Origin of the sequence: Pseudomonas pseudonitroreducens (assembly GCF_021603645.1) — a bacterium.
Lineage (GTDB): Bacteria > Pseudomonadota > Gammaproteobacteria > Pseudomonadales > Pseudomonadaceae > Pseudomonas > Pseudomonas pseudonitroreducens.
In genome coordinates this window covers 469,657-490,510 of the sequence record NZ_BQHJ01000005.1, presented here as the reverse complement: position 1 = coordinate 490,510, position 20,854 = coordinate 469,657, and the positions used below count along the sequence as shown (strand labels likewise).

15 protein-coding genes are annotated in these 20,854 nt (G+C 66.4%); 8 read left to right on the top strand and 7 right to left on the bottom strand.

The genetic code is table 11. The features are described from left to right. Positions 1-7: 7 nt before the first annotated feature. Complete coding sequence (locus L6D89_RS15180) at positions 8-790, top strand: class I SAM-dependent methyltransferase (protein ID WP_236200326.1); 783 nt, start codon at positions 8-10, stop codon at positions 788-790. Between the two features lie 24 nt (positions 791-814). Here the strand turns inward: L6D89_RS15180 and L6D89_RS15175 are convergent, their stop codons facing one another. Further along, positions 815-1,219, bottom strand: coding sequence for a hypothetical protein (locus L6D89_RS15175; RefSeq protein WP_236200325.1), 405 nt, complete (start codon positions 1,217-1,219; stop codon positions 815-817). 41 nt (positions 1,220-1,260) lie between these two features. Then, complete coding sequence (locus L6D89_RS15170) at positions 1,261-2,817, bottom strand: EAL domain-containing protein (protein ID WP_236200324.1); 1,557 nt, start codon at positions 2,815-2,817, stop codon at positions 1,261-1,263. A gap of 158 nt (positions 2,818-2,975) precedes the next feature. On the opposite strand from L6D89_RS15170, the gene L6D89_RS15165 reads away from it, so the two are divergent. Continuing rightward, the gene (locus L6D89_RS15165) at positions 2,976-4,715 is read left to right on the top strand and encodes a response regulator (protein WP_236200323.1); all 1,740 of its coding nucleotides are present in this window, start codon (positions 2,976-2,978) and stop codon (positions 4,713-4,715) included. A 234-nt stretch (positions 4,716-4,949) separates the two neighbouring features. After that, a complete protein-coding gene (locus L6D89_RS15160) occupies positions 4,950-6,311 on the top strand; it encodes an MFS transporter (RefSeq protein ID WP_236200322.1) in 1,362 nt (453 codons plus the stop codon). Between the two features lie 347 nt (positions 6,312-6,658). Here the strand turns inward: L6D89_RS15160 and L6D89_RS15155 are convergent, their stop codons facing one another. After that, positions 6,659-7,699 carry an ABC transporter substrate-binding protein gene (locus L6D89_RS15155; RefSeq protein ID WP_236175691.1) on the bottom strand — a complete coding sequence of 347 codons (1,041 nt, stop codon included), beginning with the start codon at positions 7,697-7,699 and terminating at the stop codon, positions 6,659-6,661. 255 nt (positions 7,700-7,954) lie between these two features. Here L6D89_RS15155 and L6D89_RS15150 point away from each other — a divergent pair, with 255 nt between their 5' ends. Beyond that, the gene (locus tag L6D89_RS15150; RefSeq protein WP_236200321.1) at positions 7,955-9,442 is read left to right on the top strand and encodes a PucR family transcriptional regulator; all 1,488 of its coding nucleotides are present in this window, start codon (positions 7,955-7,957) and stop codon (positions 9,440-9,442) included. Here the strand turns inward: L6D89_RS15150 and L6D89_RS15145 are convergent. The 4 genes from L6D89_RS15145 to L6D89_RS15130 form a co-directional block, all read right to left on the bottom strand. Beyond that, on the bottom strand, positions 9,432-9,776 hold the full coding sequence (locus L6D89_RS15145) for a cupin domain-containing protein (protein ID WP_236200320.1): 345 nt from the start codon (positions 9,774-9,776) through the stop codon (positions 9,432-9,434). The genes L6D89_RS15150 and L6D89_RS15145 overlap by 11 nt on opposite strands. Before the next feature lie 11 nt (positions 9,777-9,787). Continuing rightward, positions 9,788-11,173, bottom strand: a complete 1,386-nt coding sequence (locus L6D89_RS15140; protein WP_236200319.1) for an NAD(P)/FAD-dependent oxidoreductase — start codon at positions 11,171-11,173, stop codon at positions 9,788-9,790. 205 nt (positions 11,174-11,378) lie between these two features. Further along, positions 11,379-12,002 carry a hypothetical protein gene (locus L6D89_RS15135; RefSeq protein WP_236200318.1) on the bottom strand — a complete coding sequence of 208 codons (624 nt, stop codon included), beginning with the start codon at positions 12,000-12,002 and terminating at the stop codon, positions 11,379-11,381. Between the two features lie 298 nt (positions 12,003-12,300). After that, complete coding sequence (locus L6D89_RS15130; protein WP_236200368.1) at positions 12,301-14,298, bottom strand: TonB-dependent receptor family protein; 1,998 nt, start codon at positions 14,296-14,298, stop codon at positions 12,301-12,303. 339 nt (positions 14,299-14,637) lie between these two features. On the opposite strand from L6D89_RS15130, the gene L6D89_RS15125 reads away from it, so the two are divergent. The 4 genes from L6D89_RS15125 to L6D89_RS15110 all read left to right on the top strand — a co-directional run bounded on the left by L6D89_RS15125 (position 14,638) and on the right by L6D89_RS15110 (position 20,843). Next, positions 14,638-17,064, top strand: coding sequence for a glucose/quinate/shikimate family membrane-bound PQQ-dependent dehydrogenase (locus tag L6D89_RS15125; RefSeq protein WP_236200317.1), 2,427 nt, complete (start codon positions 14,638-14,640; stop codon positions 17,062-17,064). Positions 17,065-17,157: 93 nt separating this feature from the next. Further along, positions 17,158-18,423: a carbohydrate porin gene (locus L6D89_RS15120; RefSeq protein ID WP_236200316.1), complete on the top strand. Its 1,266-nt coding sequence runs from the start codon at positions 17,158-17,160 to the stop codon at positions 18,421-18,423. Positions 18,424-18,570: 147 nt separating this feature from the next. Beyond that, positions 18,571-18,903 (top strand): DUF1508 domain-containing protein, encoded by a 333-nt coding sequence (locus L6D89_RS15115; protein ID WP_054910576.1) that lies wholly within the window; start codon positions 18,571-18,573, stop codon positions 18,901-18,903. Positions 18,904-19,271: 368 nt separating this feature from the next. Further along, positions 19,272-20,843 carry a sensor domain-containing diguanylate cyclase gene (locus L6D89_RS15110; protein WP_236200315.1) on the top strand — a complete coding sequence of 524 codons (1,572 nt, stop codon included), beginning with the start codon at positions 19,272-19,274 and terminating at the stop codon, positions 20,841-20,843. Positions 20,844-20,854: the final 11 nt, after the last annotated feature.

The window sequence follows — 20,854 nt, the reverse complement described above, 5'->3', positions numbered from 1 at the left end:
AATCTGCATGCCTTTCGATATCTTCAAGCACAATCAGCTTGCCTGGGACCGCCAGGCCCGCGAGCAAGGGCCATGGAGCCAGCCGGTCGGCCCGGAGATCACGGCGGCCGCGCGGCGCGGCGACTGGCAGGTGCATCTCACGCCTTCCCCGCTGCCGCCGGCATGGCTGGGCGACGTCGGCGGCCAGCGCATCCTCTGCCTGGCCTCCGGTGGCGGGCAGCAGGCGCCCGTGCTGGCGGCCGCCGGGGCACAGGTGACGGTGCTGGATGCGAGCCCCGAGCAACTGGCGCGGGATCGCCACGTAGCCGAGCGCGACGGCCTGCAATTGGAAACCGTGCTGGGCGACATGCGTGATCTGTCGGCCTTCGCCGATGGCCACTTCGACTGCATCTTCCAGCCGATTTCCAATCTCTATGTACCGGATATCCGCCCGGTCTGGCGCGAGTGCTTCCGCACCTTGCGCAGCGGTGGCCGGTTGCTCGCCAGTTTCTACAATCCGGTGGTGTTCATCGGCGCGCGCGACCCGGCGCTGGCCGAGCAAGGGCTGCTGCGCCCGGCCTTCAAGCTGCCCTATTCCGACCTGCGCGACCTGCCGGCCGAGGCCCTGAAGGACAAGCAGCAGCGCGGTGAGGCACTGGTGTTCGGCCATAGCCTGGCCGAGCAGATCGGCGGGCAACTGCAAGCGGGCTTCGTCCTGCGCGGCTTCATCGAGGACGAACAGCCCAACCCACGCTTCGTGGTGGATCGTTTCCTGCCGACCTTCCTGGCGACCTGGGCCGAGAAGCCCTGAGTCGCCAGCCAGGCGGGTCGCGTGTCACTCGATACTGAAGTGGATGCTGTAGTTCACCGTTTCGCCGCGCCGTGCGCTCGCACGCATCTGGTAGACCTGCACGCTGTAGGTTCCCGAGGCCGGCAACGCGCCGCTCCAGTCCTGACCGACGGAGCCAGCGCCCAGGGCCGTCGACTCGCCCGGCTTGTCGCCCGGAACGAAGAGGTTGAAGTTGGCGTTGCTGCTACCGGTGACGCCGACTTTCATGTGTTGCCCGGCCTTGGCCGAGAGGGTGTAGAGGACCGTGTCGTAACCCTTGAAGCTGCCCTTGATGGCGGTGCTGCTCGCGCCCTTGGCGAAGTGCACCGGGACCGTCGTGACGGTGTCGGCAGCCAGTGCGAATGAAGGCGTGACGCCGAGCAGGCAGAACAGCAGCAGTGAAGTTTTCATGGTGATCAAGCTCTCGTTTGGCTAACAGGAAATGGCAAGCCTCATGACGCCGCCCGCCAGTGGTGGCTGGCGACATAGGCCAGGAACTCGTCGCGTGGCATCGCCTTGCCGAACAGCCAGCCCTGGCCGTAATGCACGCCGCGCTGACGCAGGTACTGCAATTGTTCGTCGCTCTCGATGCCTTCGGCCACCAGTAGCAACTCCAGCTGGCGGGCCATGGCGATAGTGTGGTCGGTCACCGGGCAAGGCGTACCGGCCGACAGCGACTGGACGAAGGAGCGGTCGATCTTCAGCAGGTCCAGCGGCAGGCGCCGCAGGTACTGCAGGCTGGAATAGCCGGTGCCGAAGTCGTCCAGGGCAATCGGGTGGCCGGCCTCGCGGCTTTGCGCCAGCGTGCGGTGCGCGGCGTCGATGATCAGCAGGCTGCCCTCGGTCACTTCCAGCCAGATGCTCTGGGCAGCGATGCCCGCACGCTGCCGCGCTTCGAGCAGGCGCGGGAGGAAGTTCCCGCTCGCCACGTCCTGCGCCGACAGGTTGATCGACACATGCTGCAGCTGCCCGGAAGCGAGGCTGGGGCCCAGCTCGCGGCAGGCCGTCGATATCACCTGCGCGGTGATTGCCTCGATCAGGCCGCTGGATTCGGCCAGCGCAAGAAAACCTTCCGGCATGACCACCGAGCCATCCGCGCGAGCCCAGCGCACCAGGGCTTCTGCGCCAATGCAGCGGCCGTCGCGCAGGTCCAGGATGGGCTGGTAGAAGGCGCTGAACTCGCCGTTGGCCACCGCTCGCGTCAGCATCGCCAGCGGCGACAGACTGGCACGCACTCGGCGCGCCACCAGCCAGCACCAGAGGCCGGACAGCAGCAGCGCCAACGGTGCGAGCATGAGCAGCTCGCGCCACAGATCGCGAAGAATTTCCTCGCGGGTGACGGCCGCCACCGTCTGCCAGTTGCCATGCCTGACCCGGGTATACAGATAGGCGTCGCGCAGCGCGGTGTGCGGTTCGCCGTGGATTCGCGCGAGGAAGTGGGCGAAGCCGTTCGCGGGCGTTCCCAGCCAGTGCCCAGCCGGCGTACCCAGCGCCAGGCTGACACCGGGCGCGAGGGAGGTCTCGAGGAAATGCTCGGGGTCGAGCAGCAGGTTGAACGCGGCGTCGCGCAGGGCCAGCATCGGCTTGGCCGACGTCACGGAAGGCTGCACGTTGATCGACACTCCGATGCCGTCAGCGGTACGCAGGTCTTCCGGCCACTGCTCCAGCGCGTGCCCTTCCACACCCCAGGAGCTGCAGGCGAATACCTCTTCCTCGACGTACCCCACCGCCTTCACCGCCAGCGTGTCGATCACCAGCAGGCGCATCTGCTCGATGCCCTCTGCCGAGCACGGCGGTAGCGGTGAACGGTTCAGCTCGCGCAATGCAGCGGCAGCCTGGGCGACGGTGCTGTCGGCGCGCTGCGAGGCGAGCCTGGCCAGGGTCTCCAGACGCTCCGCGGTGTGCTGCACAACCAGGGTCCAGGCCAGGTAACCAGTGCCGGCCATTAGCAGAGCGACACCCAGCAGGCCGGCACCGATGCCGGTCCTGACGATGCGAGCGCGACTCATGTGGGTCACCTTGAGGAGAAAGTGGGAGAGCTTTGTAAGCGCATTCTTTCCCTGCAATCGCCTCGTGAGGATGCGAAATCCAGTCAAGATTTGTAGGAAAATGATTACACGAAGGCGATCAGCATGCCCTAGAGTCAAACCCACACCAGGGGGACGAGATGGCGCGAATACTGATTGCCGACGAACACCCGATGACCCGTTACGCGGTGCGCATGCTGCTGCAGGCGGAGCGCCACACGGTCATCGGCGAGGCCTGCAACGGTCTCGAGGCGCTGAGCCTGACCAGCCGCCTGGCGCCGGACCTGCTGATCATCGATATCGACCTGTCGCAGCTCACCGGCCTGGACGTCATCGCGCGCCTGCGCGGCCGTGGCATGACGCTGCCGATACTGGGCTACAGCACCCAGGACTCCGAGCACTATGTCGGACGCTTCCTGCAGGCCGGCGCCTCGGGCTTCGTCAGCAAGCACCAGGACATCGACCGGCTCAAGGAGGCCCTGGCGGTGCTGCTGCGCGGACACAGCTACTTTCCCGCCGACATGCTCGGCAGCGTGCACCGCGGCAGCCTGCAGGAGAACGACGCCGAGCGCGTCGCCGCGCTGTCCAACCGCGAGCTGAGCGTGCTCAGCCTGCTCGCCAGCGGTTACAGCAACCAGGAGATCGCCCACGAGCTGACCATCAGCGAGAAGTCCGTCAGCACCTACCGGGCGCGCATGCGCAGCAAGCTCAACCTCTCCAGCATGCTCGAGCTGATCGACTTCGCCCGCCGCAACCGCCTCGCCGCGCCCGCCAGCGAAACTCACCCAGCGGCCGCCGAGGGAGGCGAAGCGCCCCTGTGGCGCGCCATGGTCGAGAGCCTGCCGGCGGCCTTCTACGTTCGCGATACCGAAGCACGCCTGGTGTACGCCAATCCGGCGCACCTGGAGCTGTACCAGGCGCAGCTGGACGATGTGCTCGGCACCCGCACCACCGAGGTGGACTGGTACCCGCCCAGCGACGCGCGCAACATGCTGCGCTTCCTGCAACGCGCCATCGCCCAGGAGCAGCCTTTCAACAAGGACATCGAACTCAGCGTCCATGGCGAGCGCCGCGTGCTGCACCACTGGGGTACGCCGTATCGCGATGGCGACGGCAAGTTGCTCGGGATGATCTGCTGCAGCACCGATATCACCGAGCGCTACGACCAGCTCAACGAGCTGCGCAGCCGGGCCGAAGCCAGCGAACTGGCGCACCAGCAACTGACCGACCTGTTCAGCAGCGCGACCAGCCACCTGAACGAGCGCATCCAGGCTCTCGCCGACACCCTCGAGCAGCCCGGGCCGTCGTCTCTCGACCAGGCCCTGTCGATCCTCGAGGAGCTGCGGGTACACGGCGCCTCCCTCAAGCGGGCGCTCATCGCCCAGGAACAGGTTCCCCTGCTGCCGACGCGGCTGGACGAGCTCGCCACCGAGGTGCTCGACATTCTGCACGGCGCGGCCGAGCAGAAGCAGCTGCGCCTTGAACTGGACATCGACAGGCGCTCGCGGACAACCCTGCTGGTCGACGCCAAGTCCCTGCGCGAGGCCCTGCGGCACCTGGGCCTGTATGTGATCGACCTGGCCGAGGACGGCGGCGTGCGCCTGCGCATCGCCGCCAGCCCGAAGCAGGAGCGGATGGACGTGCGCATCACCATCGAAGGCCTGCCGGGCACCCGGCGCCGCGAAATGCGCGCCTATTCCCTCGCCGAACTGACCCGCGACTATCCCGCGCACACCTCGTCGCGCAACAGCCTCAGCCTGAACATCGCCCAGCACCTGATCAGCAGCATCGGCGGCGAGCTGCAGGTTTCCCATGCCCCCGGCCAAGGCTGCTGCGCCGTCGTGGACCTGCAGCTGTCTCGCCAGGAGCAGCACCCCTAGCACGGGCTCGGCGCGCGCCCGTCTGCCGGACCGCCGCACGGGAAAAGCCTCGTTCATACGATCGTACAGGCCCCTGCGCGGCACTTCTTACCTTGGGTGAATTGTCCCTCCGGGCCCATCCCTGCACCCTCTGCCTCCCCCTTGCCGGCCTCTGGATACGGGCTCCTGCCGCCTGTAGCCGGCAAAAGAAAGCTGCCTGCCCGGCCACTTATAAATTCAACAAAGGTTGTACCCATGAGCGTGTTTGATGTCATTGAACATTCCCCGGTATCGAAATTTCACCGGAAACTGCTGCTGGCCTGCTGCGGCGGGCCCTTCCTCGACGGCTACATTCTCAGCCTGATCGGCATTGCACTGATCGGCTTCGGCCAGGACATCGCCGCCACTTCGGTGGAAACCGGCCTGATCGGCGCGGCCTCGCTGCTGGGCATCTTCTTCGGCGCGACGGTGTTCGGCGCCATCACCAACCGCATCGGCCGGGAAACCATGTACGCCCTCGATCTCACCGTGCTGGTGCTCGCCTGCGGCCTGTCCGCCTTCGTCACCGAGGCCTGGCAACTGATCGTGCTGCGCTTCGTCATCGGCCTCGCGGTGGGTGCGGACTATCCCATCGCCACCTCGCTGCTGACCGAGTTCACCCCGTCCAAGCGCCGTGGCTTCATGATCGGTGTATCCGGCCTGGCCTGGTCCTGCGGCGCGATGACGGCGTTCATCGTCGGCTACCTGATGGTTTCCTGGACCGGCGACCATTCGCTGTGGCGCTGGATGCTGTTCAGCGGCGCAGTGGTCGGCATCATCGTCGTACTGATCCGCCGCGGTATCCCGGAATCGCCGCGCTGGCTGGCCAGCAAGGGGCGTATCGAGGAAGCGCAGCAGGTGATCAGGCTGGTCTACGCCAAGGACGTGGTGATCACCCCGGCCGACGTCGCCGAGCTGAACGACGGCGGTCGCCACCGCTCGTGGAAGAGCGACCTGAAGATGATTTCCTCGGGCGGCTACCTCAAGCGCACCATCATGTGCGGCATGCTCTACTTCGCGCAGATCACCCCGCAGTACGTGCTCTACACCTTCGGCAGCATGATCCTGCTGACCGCCGGTATCAAAGGCGAGAACTCCTCGACCCTGGGCGAGCTGATGATCGCCATTCTCTTCGCCATCGGCGTGATTCCGGCGCTGAAGCTGGTGGAAACCTGGGGCCGCCGCCCGATGGTGGTGGTGCCCTTCGCGCTGATGGCACTGCCGCTGCTGGCCCTGGGCCTGTGGGCGGACGCACCGGCCTGGTTCATTGTCGGCGCCTTTGCCTTCTACGCCTTTGTCTCCGGCGGGCCGAGCATCCTGGAATGGATCTACCCCAACGAGCTGTTCCCCACTTCCGTGCGCGCCACCGCTGTTGGCGTGGCGGTCGGCTTCAGCCGCATCGGTGCGGCCACCGGCACCTACCTGATGCCGATCGGCATCGAGTCCATCGGTTTGCAGGCAACCCTGCTGATCGGCGCGGCGATCACCCTGCTGGCCTTCTTCATCTGCCTAGCCTGGGCACCGGAAACCAAGGGCCGCTCGCTGCAGCAGTCGGCATCGCTGAGCCTGGCGACCTGATTCGTTTTCCAGTCTGACCCGAAGCCCACCGGTGACCCCGGTGGGCTTTTTTGTGGGCGAGCTACCGGCGTTCCGGTAAGAGAAGGCCTTGCCCGCAAGCCGTTCCCGGCCGTGCCGGTCCTGGTTCGCGAGCAAGCTCGCTCCTACAAGAAATGCCAAGCCCATCTGCAGGGCCGAGGGGGCGCCTAGTCCTTGCTCGCCAACATCGAGGCACGTGGCATCCGGATGGACAGGCGAAAGTCGAGCACCGAAGCAGTCGTCTCACCTCGAAATCCCGCCCCGCCACCCACAAAAAAGGCCGCCCGAAGGCGGCCTGAAAGTGCGGGCGGGACCGCACACCGGGAAACTTACTGCTTGGCGGCCCAGGCGTTGAAGCGCTGCTCCAGCTGCTCGCCATGGTCAGCCCAGAAGGCGGCGTTCATTGCCACCTGGCCGGCCAGGTTGGCCTCGTCGGTGGGCATGTTGGCGCGGCGCGCGGCGTCCACCAGCGGGACGGCGGCACGGTTCACCGGGCCGTAGGCAATCTGCTGCGCGTAGTTCTTCTGCTGCTCGGTCTGCAATACGTACTGGATGAAACGCAGCCCTTCCTCGGTGTTCTTCGCGCCCTTGGGAATGGCGAAGGCGTCCATGTCGTAGATGCCGCCGTTCCACACCACGCGCAGCTGGCTTTCATCCTGCACGGCGGCGATCCGGCCGTTGTAGGCGGAGCTCATCACCACGTCGCCTGACGCCAGGTATTGCGGCGGCTGCGCACCGGCTTCCCACCACTGGATGCTCGGCTTGATCTGGTCGAGCTTCCTGAATGCGCGGTCCTGGCCTTCCTTGGTGGCGAGCACGCTGTACACATCCTTCGGCGCCACACCGTCGGCCATCAGGGCGAACTCCAGGGTGTACATGGCGCCCTTGCGCAGGCCGCGCTTGCCGGGGAATTTCTGCGTGTCCCAGAAATCCGCCCAACCGGTGGGCGCGCTCTTCAGCTTGTCGGCGTTGTAGGCCAGCACCGTGGACCAGACGAAGAAGCCCACGCCGCAGGGCTGCACCGCGCCGTCCAGCAGTTCAGGGGCGAGCTTGGCAATGCCCGGTTGTTCGCCGATTTCCTGCAGCAGGCCCTCGTCGCAGGCGCGCGCCAGTTCCGGCATCTCCATCTCGACGACGTCCCAGGAAACGCTGCCGGTGTCCACCTGCACCTTGACCTTGGCCATTTCGCCGTTGAACTCGTCGGCGATCAGCCGGCTGCCACTCTGCTGCATGTAGGGCTGGTAGAAGGCCTTGACCTGGGCGGCCTTGTTGGCGCCGCCGTGGGAGACCACGGTGAGGTCGGCCAAAGCAGGGAAAGTCGCCGCGCAACCCAGGGCGCAGGCGATGGAGGAACTCAGGATCTTGTTCATTGTTATGGTCTCCGGTGAGTAGACGGCCCGCCTCGCGGCAGGCGGCGCCATCCGCGGCCTCGAAGGGCCCGCATGGCGCACTGCCAGCTAGTCTTGGGGCACGCGGGCAAGCTCCACAATCAGACGGAACTACAATTCGGAAGACCCCGCTCGTATCCCGGTACGAAGCCTGCGATATCCACTCAAGCCAGGCGCGACAAGGCCTCGCGCTTGGTGGCATGCTTACCGGCCGTCTCTCTTCGCTGCGGACCCGCCATGCCTTTCCATATCCAGGACATCCTCGACAACGCCTCCCTGCGCACCCGCCTGCTCGGCGGCAGCGAGGGCGTCGGCCGGCGTCTGCGCTGGGCGCACGTGTGCGAACTGGCGGACCCCACCGAATGGCTCGGCGAAGGTGACCTGCTGATGACCACCGGCATCGGCATTCCCGCGCAGGCGCAGGCGCAGCGCGACTACCTGCAACGCCTGGCCGGGGCACGGATATCAGGGCTGATGATCGGCGAGAACATGCAGGCGCCGGCGGATATCCAGGCACTGCAGGACGAAGCCTGCCGGCTGGGTTTCCCGCTGCTGATGACCGACTACGCGGTGCCCTTCTCCGCCGTCACCCGCGCCATCGTCGACGCCAGCAAACAGGAAGAACACGAACGCCGTAGCGCCGTCACGCGCATCTATGAAAGCGCACGCATCGGCTTGCGCGGGCTGGGCCTTGCCGGGCTGCTGCGGCGGCTGTGCAGCGACGTTCGCGCCCAGCTCTACCTGTTCGATACGGCCACCCTGCAGCCCTGGCAGGAGGGTTTGCCGCCGCTGCCGGACAGTTGGCGAGCGATGCTCGCCCAGCGCCGTTCGGTGCCGGACACCGTGACCCGCTGCAGCAATGGCGAGCAGGAAGCATTGGTGATGCTGCTGCCGTCGTTGGCCACCTGCGAGATTCTCGCTACCGGCGGCGAGCTGCTCGATTACGGCCTGCTGCACCACATCGTCGCGGTGCTGGGCATCGAGCTGGAACGCGCCCAGGTCGAGCACGAGCGCATGCTGCGCCTGGGCTCGGAGTTACTGGATGACCTGCTGCAGCAGCGTCTCACCGAACGCGCCGCGCAGGAACGCCTGGTACAGCTGAACTGCCCGCTGGATGCCGCCTGCCTGGTGCTCGCGCGCGCCACCGGCGAACTGCCGAAGCACTGGCAGCAACGCCTGCAGCGGCTGGGAATGGGGCTGCTGGTGCGCCACCAGGGCAACGAGCTGATCCTGCTGCTGAGCGACCCGGCACAGGCCCAGGCCCTGCAGGCTGAACTGGATTGCACGCTCGGTCACAGCAACCCGCTGGGTCATGCATTGCGTGCGGTGGAGGCACTGCGCGAGGCACGCCTGGCGCTGGCCCATGCCAACCACCAGCGTCCCCTGGTGGCTTACGCCGATGCGCAGGGCGAGCAGTCCTGGCTGCCGGCGAGCCTGGAAGAAGCGCGGCGCGTGCATCGCCGGGTACTGGGTGCGCTGGCGGATTACGACGCGCAACAGGGTGGCCAGTTGCAGCACACCCTGCGCGTCTTCCTCGAACAGAACCGTTCCTGGCAGAAAGCCGCGCAGCTGCTCAACGTACACAAGCAGACGCTGGTCTACCGCATCCGCCGCATCGAGGAAATCACCGAGCGCTCGCTAGACTCCACCGAGGACGTGGCCGTCCTATGGATCGCGCTGCGCTCGGCGCAGATTGCCGGGATGGACCTGGGAATCAGGGAATGATCACGAAGCTCTTGCGCACCGTCTCGCTGATATCCCAGGTGCCCTGACAGTTCGCCGGGAACAGCACGGCGTCGCCGGCGCGCAGTTCGATGGGCTCGCCGTCGTCCGGGATGAAACGGCAGTGGCCGCTGATGAAGTGGCTGAATTCCCGTGACAGCACCTGGCGTCGCCAACGGCCGGGCGTGCATTCCCAGACACCGGTGAGCAGTCCGCCCTCGCCTTCCTCGGCGTGGGTCGCGGTGCTGGACACGGGCGCACCCAGGGGTTCCTTCACCGGCTGCGGTGCCGGCAGTTCAAGTCCGGCGGTGCCGGTAAGCAGAATCGGTTGGGGCATCAGGCGCTCCTTCACAGGTCTTTGTCTTCGAGGCCCGCCGGCGCGAAGCCAGCGAGAATGCGGTCGAGCCAGGCACCCTTGCGGTTCTGCGCCTCGGCCTGTTCCTTGCGTTGCACCGCACCGCGCACCATCAGGCCGCCGACATAGCGCAGTGGTTCGAGCGGGAAGCGCTTGGGCTGCCGGCCGACCAGGCCGCAGCGACTCCATTCGTCATCGAGGCCCAGCGCGAGGCTGGCAAGGATCCGCCCGCCCAGGCGGCTCGGGCCGACGCCGTTGCCGCTCCAGCCGATGCCATAGACGATGTGCGGCGCGCCGTTCAGGTGACCGAACACCGGCAGGCTGTCGTAGGTGCGGTCGATGGGCCCGGACCAGCTGTGGGTCACTGGCACGTCGTGCAGTTGCGGGTAGGTGCGGCGCAGGTCCTGTTCGGTGTCGTCATTGAGCTGCGGGTTGTGGTCGTAGCTCTCGTCGATGCGGCTGGCGAAGCTGATCATCCCGGTGCCCTTGCCAAAGGCGATACGGCCGTCCCGGGTGGTGCGGTAGTAGTCGACCATCAGCTGCGAATCGGTGACGGCTTCGCCGCCGGTCCAGCCGATCTGCTCCAGGCGCTCGGGAATCGGCGCGGTGGCGACCACCGTGCTGGTCACCGGCAGGATGGTGCGGCGCAGTTCGGGAATCGCCGCCGCCCAGGCATTGGTCGCCATCACGACCTTGGGGGCCCGCAATTCGCCGCCGGGCGTGCGGATCACGGCCGGCTGGCCGCGATCCAGGCTGAGCATCGGGGTGTTCTCGAAGATGCGCACGCCCTTCTCCAGCGCCACCCGGCGCAGGCCGCGCACCAGTCGCGCTGGCTGTACGGTGGCGTTGCTGGCCTCCAGCACGCCTTCGAGGTGCTTCGGCGAGCCGGCGCGGCGGGCCACTTCGCTGTCGGAGAGTGACTGGAAGACCGGCTCGCCGAGGCGCTCGCAGGTCTCTTGCACGCCCTTCCAGGCGCCACGTTGCGCATCGGTGGTGGCAGTCCACAACCAGCCGGCGCGGCGGAAGTGCGCGTCGATAGCGTGGGCCTTGCAGAATTCATCGATCTCGCCGATGGCCGCCGCCGAGGCACGCGCCAGGCGCAGCGCCTCATCCTTGCCGCACTGTGCGGCCAGGGAACTGATCTTCGGCCACCAGGACATGACGAAGCCGCCGTTTCGCCCAGAGGCGCCGCCACCGCAGATGTCGCGCTCGATGATCGCGATGCGGCAGTCGGGCTTGAGTTCCAGCAGACGCAGCGCGGTCCAGAGGCCAACGAAGCCGCCGCCGACGATGGCCACGTCGACATCGAGGTTGCCCTCCAGGGCAGGCAGCGGAGTCAGCTCGGAGGCGATTTCCTCCAGCCACAGGGAACGTTTCATGTGCGGATTCCAGGTTGAACGGTAGTGCGCCACTGTCCTGTGTCAGGCCAGTGGCGAACAATCGTCCGTTCCATGCAATCCGGGGTAAGGCCTCATACGAAGATATGAAGCCGTAGGAGCGGACTCCGTCCGCGATGAGCCGGCCGCGCTCCCTGTCTGGCCGGAGCAGCGGCAAATCGATCGCGGACGGAGTCCGCTCCTACGCTCAGTTGCGGGTCTTTTTGGGCGCCAGGCCCGGTTTGGCGAACTTCACGATCAGCCAGTTCTCCGACTTGCCGTGCTTGACCGTGACCTCGGCCACGCGAATGTTCGCCGGCACCGTGGCCAGCACCTGGCGGGCGTCCAGGCCCGGCTTGATGTACTTGTCGAGCTGTTCGTAGAGGCGGTAGCTGATCATGCCGTTGCGCAGCGCATGGGTCTCGAAGTCGCCGATGGCCTTGGCGTCGGCCTCGGTGCGGTTCGGGTTGAGGGTATGCGCCAGCACGTCGACCACGTTCTTGTCGTCGGCGATCGCCACCAGCATGAAGCGCTTGGCCACTTCCTGCAGCACACGGCGGTACGCCGCGTCGTTGTATTGGCTGTACAGCACCGCCTCGACCAATTTCTGCTTGTCGAAGGTCAGCGCCAGGCGGAAGCGCGTGCCGGCGTAGTCCACGCCATCCTTGCAGCGCGCAGTGACGCCCATGGGCTGCAGGCATTCGACGAAGCCCTGCTGCTTGCCGAAGCCTTTCTGCGCCGCGCCATAGTTGTACTTGCCGAACAGCGGGTCAGCCGCCGACGCCCAGCCCGCCACGCACATCAACAGTGCGCCCATTGCCCATCTGCCCATTACGAACTCGTCTCACCAAATGCAAAGGACGCGAGGATAGAGGATTTGGCGCAATCATGGCTCCTTGCAGACGATGATCGGACGTGGAGGGAAGCAGGTTCGCGAGCAAGGACTAGGCGTCCCCCTCGGTCCTACGAAGAGCTACAAGCCCACCTGTAGGAGCGAGCTTGCTCGCGAACCCGCACGGCACCGATCAGGACCGTAGGCCGGATAACCTGGAACAGGTTATCCGCCGACCGATTTGCGGCGGATAACGCTGCAGCGTTATGCGCCCTGCGCAAAACCTCGGTCAGGACGCTCAATCGAACCGGTATTCCAGCCCCGCCCCCGCATACCACGACCGCCCTGGCGCCGCCTCGTAGTAGCGGCCGTTGCTGTCACCGACGATCACCGAGCCGACGTACTGGCGATCCAGCAGGTTGTCCAGCCGCACCAACTGGTGGAAGGTCCAGGGCCCGACATGCTGCTCGAAGCGCGTGCGCCAGTTGAACACCGCATAGCTGGGCGCTGGCTTGTCCTCGTTGCTGTCCTCGACGTAGACCTTGCTGCGGTACTGGCCTTCGAAGCCCATGCTGATGTCGTCCTGCGGCTTCCACACCAGCTCGCCGAACAGGCTGCTGCCGGGCACGCCGGGCAGGTGGTTGCCCTTTTCGATCAGGCTGCCGCTCTCGACGAAATCCTCGTCGTAGGTGGCGTCCAGGCGCGTATAGGCGAGATTGGTCTGCCAGTGTTCGGAGAGATCGCTCTGCACGCCCAGCTCGAAGCCTCGGCGCAGGGTCTTGCCAGCGTTCTGGTAGCTGGTGCGGCCGTCGGTGGAGGTGGCAACGACGATCTCGTCGTCGGTACGGATTTCGAATATCGCCGCGTTGACCCGCGTGTTGCCGGCAACCTTCGCCTTGAGGCCGACTTCGTACTGGGTGCTGGTGGCCGGATCGAGGCCGAAGTTGAAGCTTTCCGCCAGGCCCGGCGCGTAGGCCATCTCTGCCTGGGTCGGCGTTTCGAAGCCCTTGCCGGCACTGACATAGCCATGCAGGTTCGGGGTAAAGGCGTACATCACCGACAGCGACGGGTTGTTCTGCTGGTACTTCTTCGAGCCGCTGGAATCGCCGTTGCTCAGGTAATGGTCGTCCACTTCCATCTTCATGGTGCTGTGGCGAAGGCCGGCGTCGAAGGTCCAGTTGCCCAGCTCCCAGCGCGCCTGCACATAGGGATCGAGGCTGGTGGCGATATCGTTCTCGTTGCGGCGCATCTCGCCCTTCACGCCGAGCTGGTCGCCGCTGAAGTTCTGGAAGCCCTTGCGGTCGTCTTCGCTACGGTCGTAGTCCACCCCGCTGGTGACGGTCAGCTCACCCGGCACGCCTTGCACCGGCTGGATCCAGCGCAGGGTACCGCCGTGGAATTCGCGGTCGAAGTCCACCACCCCGCCGCCGCGCTGGGCATTGGACGCCACGCCCTTGGGGATCGACAGGTACTGCACCACGCTGCGCTGGCCGGCGTAGAGGTTGAACTGCAGGGTCGCGTCGCCGAAATAGCGCTCGTAGTTCATGCCCAGCTGCTGGTGGTCGATGCTCTTGCGCGTGTTGTACAACTCGGCAGCCGGCGCCACGGAACGCGGGTCGTGCTGGTACGCGGCCCAGGTCTGGCCCAGCGGGTCCTGCGTGCCGTTCTGCTCCAGGCTGCTGTAGATCAGCGCCAGGCGGCTGTCTTCGTCGGGCTTGAAGTTGAGCTTGGCGAAGGTCTGGTCGCGGCGCGCGGCGCTGTGGTCGCGGTAGCCGTCGGTGTCCATGCGCGAGGCGTCGAGCAGGAAGCCGGCCTGCTCGGTGCCGCCCTCGGCATACAGGTGGTTCTTGTTGAAGCCGTCGCTGCCGAAGGTGGTTTCCGCACCGACTTTCGGCGGGCCATAGCCGTCGCGGGAGAACATCTGGATCACCCCGCCGCTGTTGCTGCCATAAAGCGTCGAGGCCGGGCCGCGGAGCACTTCGATGCGCTCGGCGACATCGAGGTTCAGCGTTGCCGCCTGGCCCTGGCCGTCCGGCGTGCTGGCCGGAATACCGTCGCTGAGCAACTTCAGCCCGCGAATACCGAAGGCCGAGCGCGCGCCGTAGCCACGGGAGGAAATCTGCAGGTCCTGGGCGTAGTTCTGGCGGTTCTGCACCACCAGGCCGGGCACCCGTTGCAGCACTTCGGAGGCATTCACGCCGAGCTGGCCGTCACTGAGCTGCGGTTGCTGCACGGTGTCGATGGAGAACGGCAGGTCAAAGCTCGATACCGGCGCATAGGCGCCCGTCACCACCATGGGCGCAAGCTGCACTTCACTGTCCGCCTCCGCGGCTTCGGCGCGGGCCAGTTGGCCGTGGGCGACGCCGCAGATCAACAGCGGCAGCAGTTTGAGTGGGACAGGTACGACAGAGCGGGTAGCAGGCACGGCGACGGGATTCTTCTGTAGGACCGAACGGCGATGCTGCCAGTCTCGACAGCCGCTGCACAGGGCTTTCGTGGGTCGGGATGTTGTGAGTGGTCGAGCGTGCAAAAGGCTAATCCATTCGTCTGCGCTCTGATCTTCGACGATTGTACTATCTAGTTAATTAGCATGCTAAGCGTATAATCGACCGATCCAACAGCGAGAACCTTCTGTATGAAACCGGTACAGCGTGCCTCCCGTGCAAGCATATTCATCCTCCTCGGCCTGGGTGTGGTCATCGCCCTCCTCGGCCTCGCCCTGGCCGCTGGCGGCATCCGCCTGGTCAGCCTCGGTGGCTCCTGGTACTTCCTCGTCGGCGGCCTGGCCATGGCGCTCTCGGGTCTGCTGATCTCGTTGCGCAAGCCGGCCGGCGCCTGGCTGTTTGCCGCCTTCCTGGTGGCCACGGCAATCTGGGCCGTGGCCGACAGTGGCCTGGTGTTCTGGCCGCTGTTCTCGCGGCTGTTCATGTTCAGCGCCATCGGCGTGGTGGTCGCGCTGGTCTATCCGTTGCTGGCCCGCTCGGCAGGCCGCAACGCTGGGCGTGGCGCCTATGGCATCGCCGGCGTGCTGGCCGTGCTGGTGGTGATTGCCGCCGGCAACATGTTCGTCGCCCATCCCAGCGTGGCGCCCACTGGCAAGGGCCCTGGCCTGACGCCGGTGGACCCGGCCCATGCGCAGAAGGACTGGGCGCACTATGGCAACACCGAGGGCGGCAGTCGCTTCGCCGCACTGGACCAGATCAACCGTGGCAACGTCGATAAACTGAAAGTGGCCTGGACCTACCACACCGGCGACGTGGCGGTCAGCGACGGCAACGGCGCGGAAGACCAGCTGACCCCGTTGCAGGTCGGCGACAAGGTGTTCATCTGCACCCCGCACAACAACCTGATCGCGCTGGACGCGGACACCGGCAAGGAGTTGTGGAAGAACGAGATCAACGCGCAGTCCAAGGTCTGGCAACGCTGCCGTGGCATGGCCTATTTCGACGCCACCAGGGAAATCGCCCAGCCGACCCAGCCGAACAGCACACCGATCATCGCCGCCAGCGTTCCGGCCGGCGCCAACTGCCAGCGCCGCCTGCTGACCAATACCATCGACGCGCGCCTGATCGCGGTGGACGCCGACACGGGTGAGTTCTGCCAGGGCTTCGGCAACAACGGCCAGGTCGACCTGAAGGCCGGCCTGGGTGATGTGCCCGACTCCTACTACCAGCTCTCCTCCGCCCCGCTGATGGCCGGCACCACGGTGGTGGTCGGCGGCCGCGTCGCGGACAACGTCCAGACCGACATGCCCGGCGGCGTGATCCGTGGTTTCGACGTCATCACCGGCGCCATGCGCTGGGCCTTCGATCCGGGCAACCCGGAAGACAAGCAGGCCCCGGCGGATGGCAAGAGCTACGTGCGCAGCACGCCCAACAGCTGGGCGCCGATGTCCTACGACCCGGCGATGAACACCGTCTTCCTGCCCATGGGCAGCTCTTCCACCGACATCTATGGCGTGGAGCGGACGAAACTCGACCACACCTACGGCGCGTCGATCCTTGCCGTGGACGCCACCAGCGGCGCCGAAAAGTGGGTCTACCAGACCGTACACAACGACCTCTGGGACTTCGACCTGCCGATGCAGCCGAGCCTCGTGGACTTCCCCGTGGCCGACGGCAAGACCGTTCCGGCAGTCGTCATCGGCACCAAGGCCGGGCAGATCTACGTGCTCGACCGCGCCACCGGCAAGCCGCTGACCGAGGTCAGGGATGTGCCGGTGAAGCCGGGCAACATCCCCGACGAGCCCTATTCGCCGACCCAGCCGAAATCCGTCGGCATGCCGCAGATCGGCGCGCAGACCCTCAGCGAGTCGGACATGTGGGGCGCCACGCCCTATGACCAGCTGCTGTGCCGCATCGACTTCAAGAAGATGCGCTACGACGGCCTCTACACCGCGCCGGGCACCGACCTGTCGCTGAGTTTCCCCGGCTCCCTGGGCGGCATGAACTGGGGCAGCCTGTCCACCGACCCGGTGCACGGCTTCATCTTCGTCAACGACATGCGCCTGGGCCTGTGGATCCAGATGATCCCCTCGGCCAACAAGGGCGCGGCCGCTGGCGGCGGCGAAGCGCTGAACACCGGCATGGGCGCCGTGCCGCTCAAGGGCACGCCCTACGCGGTGAACAAGAACCGCTTCCTCTCGGTGGCCGGCATCCCGTGCCAGGCACCGCCGTTCGGCACCCTCACCGCCATCGACCTGAAGACCCGCCAGGTGGCCTGGCAGGTGCCGGTGGGCACGGTGGAAGACACCGGCCCGCTGGGCATCCGCATGCACCTGCCGATCCCCATCGGCCTGCCGACCCTTGGCGGCACGCTCTCCACCCAGGGCGGCCTGGTATTCATCGCCGGCACCCAGGACTTCTACCTGCGCGCCTACGACAGCAGCAACGGCAAGGAAATCTGGAAATCCCGCCTGCCCGTCGGCAGCCAGGGCGGCCCGATGACCTACGTGTCGCCGAAGACCGGCAAGCAGTTCGTCGTCATCACCGCCGGTGGTGCGCGGCAGTCCAGCGACCGTGGCGACTACGTGCTGGCCTACGCGCTGCCGGACGGCCAGTAACCCTCCCATCGCGCCCGCCGCGTGCGGGCGCCTCCTTCCGGCGCGGCACTCCCACCGCGCCTTTTTTTATTCGCTTCAAGCTCAGGAAATTCCATGCGCACTTCCCTTCGCCTCACGCCCGGCCTGCTGCTGTGCGTCGCCTCGCTGCCGGCGCTGGCCGCAGAAGGCCTGCTCGAACGTTCCACGATGACCGGCGACTGGGGCGGCCTGCGCCACCAGTTGGAAGAAGACGGCGTCAGGTTCACTGGCGACTACAGCGGCGAGACTGCCTACAACGCCCACGGCGGCCTGCATCGCTCGGCGCGCTATTCGCAGAACGTCAAGCTGGGCGTGCAGTTCGACTTGTCCAGAATCTACGGCCTGGAGAATGGCGGCAAGGTCCAGCTGACCATCAACGACCGCCGCGGCAACAGTGCCTCGGAAGACCTGGTGGGCAACCGCCTGCCGATCCAGGAAAACTACGGCGGCCTCTACACCCGCCTGACCGAGCTGAGCTACGAGCGCGACCTGGGCCAGGCGCTGAACCTCAAGCTCGGCTACATGGCCATGGGCAATGACGTCGGCGGGCTCGACAGCGGCATCCTCTGCAACTTCATGAACGCCGGCTTCTGCGGCCATCCGCTGAACATGTCCGGTGGCAGCGGCTGGACCAACTACCCCAACGCGCACCTTGGCGCACGGGTGAAGTACAGCTTCGCGCCTGACTGGCAACTGCGCATCGCCGCCTTCAACGTCGACCCGCAAAGCAACGGCAACTCCAGCCGCGCCTGGCACCTCACGCCCAAACATACCACCGGCACCGTGGTGCCCATCGAACTGGTCTACAAGCCTCAGGGCGAATTGCCCGGCGAGTACAAACTGGGCTGGTACTACGACAGCTCCAACGTGCAGCGCATCGGTAGCGCCAAGGAAGAGTCCGGCCGCAGCGGCCACTACCTGCTGGTCGACCAGGCGGTGTGGAACGACCCGGCCTCGAAAGGGCGCAGCCTGCACCTGTTCGGCCAGGCCTCGGTCGCCAGCAGCGCCGCCTCACCCTTCACCAAGTGGTACGGCGCGGGTGTCGTCCTCTACAAGCCCTTCGAAGGCCGCCCGAAAGACAGTCTCGCGCTGGGTTACGGCCGCGCCGTACCCAGCCCGCGCAGCCGTGAAGTGCAGGAGAACAGCGCCCTCGCCAACGGCCAGGACTACCCGAACCTGGACAGCGGCGAACAGCTCATCGAGCTGAGCTACGGCTACCAGGCCACGCCCTGGCTGACCCTGCGCCCGGACCTGCAGTACGTCATCGAACCGGGGGCCTTCTCCGGCCAGGGCATCGACAACGCCCTGCTGCTCGGCCTGCAGGTGAAAGCCAGCTTCTGAGAAAGGCGATCCTGAGACAAATTGATACAGTAACCCCATGATTCATAGGACTTTTCCTATACAAATAGCACGCCTGTACTCCTAAACTGGCCTGTCACCCTGCGGGACCACCCGCAGGACGTTGACACCGGTTATATGGAGCTACACATGCCCGGTTGGTATGAAATCAAGGAACTCAGCAGCGGCAACCGTCGCGTTCTGCTCAAGAACACTGCCCACGGCACCCTGCTGGAAACTCTGGCCTACCCGACACAGGAGGCAGCCGAGCAGGCCATCAACAGCCTCCGCAGCTCCTGTGCGGCCGTCGAGCGCTACAAGCGCCAGATGTCCCCCGGCGGCAAGAATTTCTTCGTGATCCGCGATAACACCGGTGCAGAACTGCTGACCAGCAAGCTGTACGACTCCGAGGCCGCACGTGACCAGGCGATTGCAACGATCGCCCAGGCCGGCCTCAGCTCCGAGCTGCGTGCGCACGCCTGAGTAACGAGCCAATGAAAAGCCCCGTGCAATGCGGGGCTTTTTTGTGGGCGTGCCGCCGGCAAAGCATTGCCCGAGCCACCGCCGGGGCCGCACACGCCGCCCCTCGGCAACGTCGTCCGGGGCACGTCGCCTGCCGGCAATGCCCAGCAGGCGCTGGCCAGCCCGGACCGCTGAATCGACCCGCAACATGTGACTGGCGGCGCATCCCTGCCTATCCTCAAGCTCAGCCCGTCTCGGACAGACGGACCAGCCAGCCCGCCCCAGCACGGACCCGGCCCCATGGACAGCCCCCTGACATCGCGCTCCGGCGCAGAGAACTGCTTCCCTGACGAGGCCCCCGGCGCGCCACGCCCAGCCACGGTGGCCGCATGAAGCGCTGGAGCCGCAAGCCCCTGACGTTACGGGTGCTGATCCTGGTCTTCGTCCTGCTCGCCGCCCTGGCCACTCTCGGCAACAGCCTGTACGTGGCCTACACCGTGCAGCGCTCGGCGCTGATCCATTCGACCCTGGAGGCCAATCGCGCCTATGCCGCCAAGGTTGCCTCGAGCATCGGCGAGTTCATCGACTCGGCGCAGCGCAACCTGGCCTTCAGCGCCAGGATCCTCGCGGCGCACCAGGGTGATCGCACGGTGCTGCGCGCCGAGGCGATGCGCCTGCAGTCGCAGGACGCCTACTTCAACTCGATCGCCATCGTCGACGCCCAGGGCAAGGTGCTCGAAGCCTACCCGGACTCCCTGCAGATAGTCGGCACCACACTGCGCTCGATTGGTGTGCAGCAGGCCCTGCAACTCAAGCGGCCGATGGTCAGCCAGGCCTATGTATCCATCGCCGGCAACCTGGTGGTGTTCATCTCGCAACCCATCGTCAGCCCCACCGGCGAGTACCTCGGCCTGGTCGGCGGGTCGGTCTACATCTTCAAGCAGAGCGTGCTGCATACCATCATCGGCAGCCACTTCCACCACGAGGGCACCTACGCCTTCGTCGCCGATGCCAACCGGCGGTTGCTGCACCACCCCGAGGCGCAGCGGGTCGGCGAGGTGCTGAAGGGCAACCCGACCGTGGAGGCAGCGCTGCGCGGAGAAACCGGCTCGATGGAGGTGCCCAATACCCTGGGCGTGGAAATGCTCGCCGGCTACGCCCAGGTGCCCGACGCCAACTGGGCAGTGGTGGCGCAACAACCTCGCGACCTGAGCCTGGCGCCGCTGGGCCTGCTGATGAAGGACATGTTCTTCGGCCTGATCCCCGCCAGCCTGCTCGGCGTGCTGCTGATCTGGGGCGGCGCCCTGCTGATCACCCGTCCGCTGCGGCAACTGGCCTACAGCGCCGAGCGCCTGTCGGCGCCGGAAACACCGAGCGAGCTGCGCGCCATCAATACGTGGTACCGCGAGGCCGCCGCCATCCGCCAGGCGCTGCTGAGCGGCGTCGGACTGATGCAGCAGAAGCTTGGCCGGCTCAGCCAGGAAGCCCAGAGCGATGCGCTCACCGGGCTGGCCAACCGCCGCGCCCTCGACGCCGCCCTGGCCGCGCTGGAGCAGTCCGGTCTGCCCTATGCGGTGTTGCTGCTGGATATCGACCACTTCAAGCGGGTAAACGACAGCTGGGGCCACGACGCTGGCGACGAAGCCCTGCGCCGGGTCGCCGCTGTGCTGCGTGACTCGTCCCGCGCCGAAGACCTGGCCTGTCGCTCGGGTGGCGAAGAGTTCGTCCTGCTGCTGCCGGGAACCAGCCTGGAAGCAGCCCGCAGCATCGCCGAGCGCATCCGCGAAACGGTCGCCGGCACGCTGATTCCCCGCGTCGGCAAGGTCACCCTGTCCATCGGCGTTGCCGATCTAGGTGAGCCGGCGCCGAGCGCCGAAGCGGTGCTCAAGCTGGCCGACCAGCGCCTGTACAGCGCCAAGCAGGCAGGCCGCAACCGGGTGGTCAGCAGCGACCGCCCCTGACCTGCGTCCAG

Coding starts and splice junctions, on each gene's coding strand:
- L6D89_RS15180 (WP_236200326.1), top strand. CDS start 8: ATGCCTTTCGATATCTTCAAGCACAATCAGCTTGCCTGGGACCGCCAG.
- L6D89_RS15130 (WP_236200368.1), bottom strand. CDS start 14,298: ATGGTGGTGACGGGCGCCTATGCGCCGGTATCGAGCTTTGACCTGCCG.
- L6D89_RS15150 (WP_236200321.1), top strand. CDS start 7,955: ATGCCTTTCCATATCCAGGACATCCTCGACAACGCCTCCCTGCGCACC.
- L6D89_RS15155 (WP_236175691.1), bottom strand. CDS start 7,699: ATGAACAAGATCCTGAGTTCCTCCATCGCCTGCGCCCTGGGTTGCGCG.
- L6D89_RS15165 (WP_236200323.1), top strand. CDS start 2,976: ATGGCGCGAATACTGATTGCCGACGAACACCCGATGACCCGTTACGCG.
- L6D89_RS15135 (WP_236200318.1), bottom strand. CDS start 12,002: ATGGGCAGATGGGCAATGGGCGCACTGTTGATGTGCGTGGCGGGCTGG.
- L6D89_RS15140 (WP_236200319.1), bottom strand. CDS start 11,173: ATGAAACGTTCCCTGTGGCTGGAGGAAATCGCCTCCGAGCTGACTCCG.
- L6D89_RS15125 (WP_236200317.1), top strand. CDS start 14,638: ATGAAACCGGTACAGCGTGCCTCCCGTGCAAGCATATTCATCCTCCTC.
- L6D89_RS15175 (WP_236200325.1), bottom strand. CDS start 1,219: ATGAAAACTTCACTGCTGCTGTTCTGCCTGCTCGGCGTCACGCCTTCA.
- L6D89_RS15160 (WP_236200322.1), top strand. CDS start 4,950: ATGAGCGTGTTTGATGTCATTGAACATTCCCCGGTATCGAAATTTCAC.
- L6D89_RS15170 (WP_236200324.1), bottom strand. CDS start 2,817: ATGAGTCGCGCTCGCATCGTCAGGACCGGCATCGGTGCCGGCCTGCTG.
- L6D89_RS15110 (WP_236200315.1), top strand. CDS start 19,272: ATGAAGCGCTGGAGCCGCAAGCCCCTGACGTTACGGGTGCTGATCCTG.
- L6D89_RS15115 (WP_054910576.1), top strand. CDS start 18,571: ATGCCCGGTTGGTATGAAATCAAGGAACTCAGCAGCGGCAACCGTCGC.
- L6D89_RS15145 (WP_236200320.1), bottom strand. CDS start 9,776: ATGCCCCAACCGATTCTGCTTACCGGCACCGCCGGACTTGAACTGCCG.
- L6D89_RS15120 (WP_236200316.1), top strand. CDS start 17,158: ATGCGCACTTCCCTTCGCCTCACGCCCGGCCTGCTGCTGTGCGTCGCC.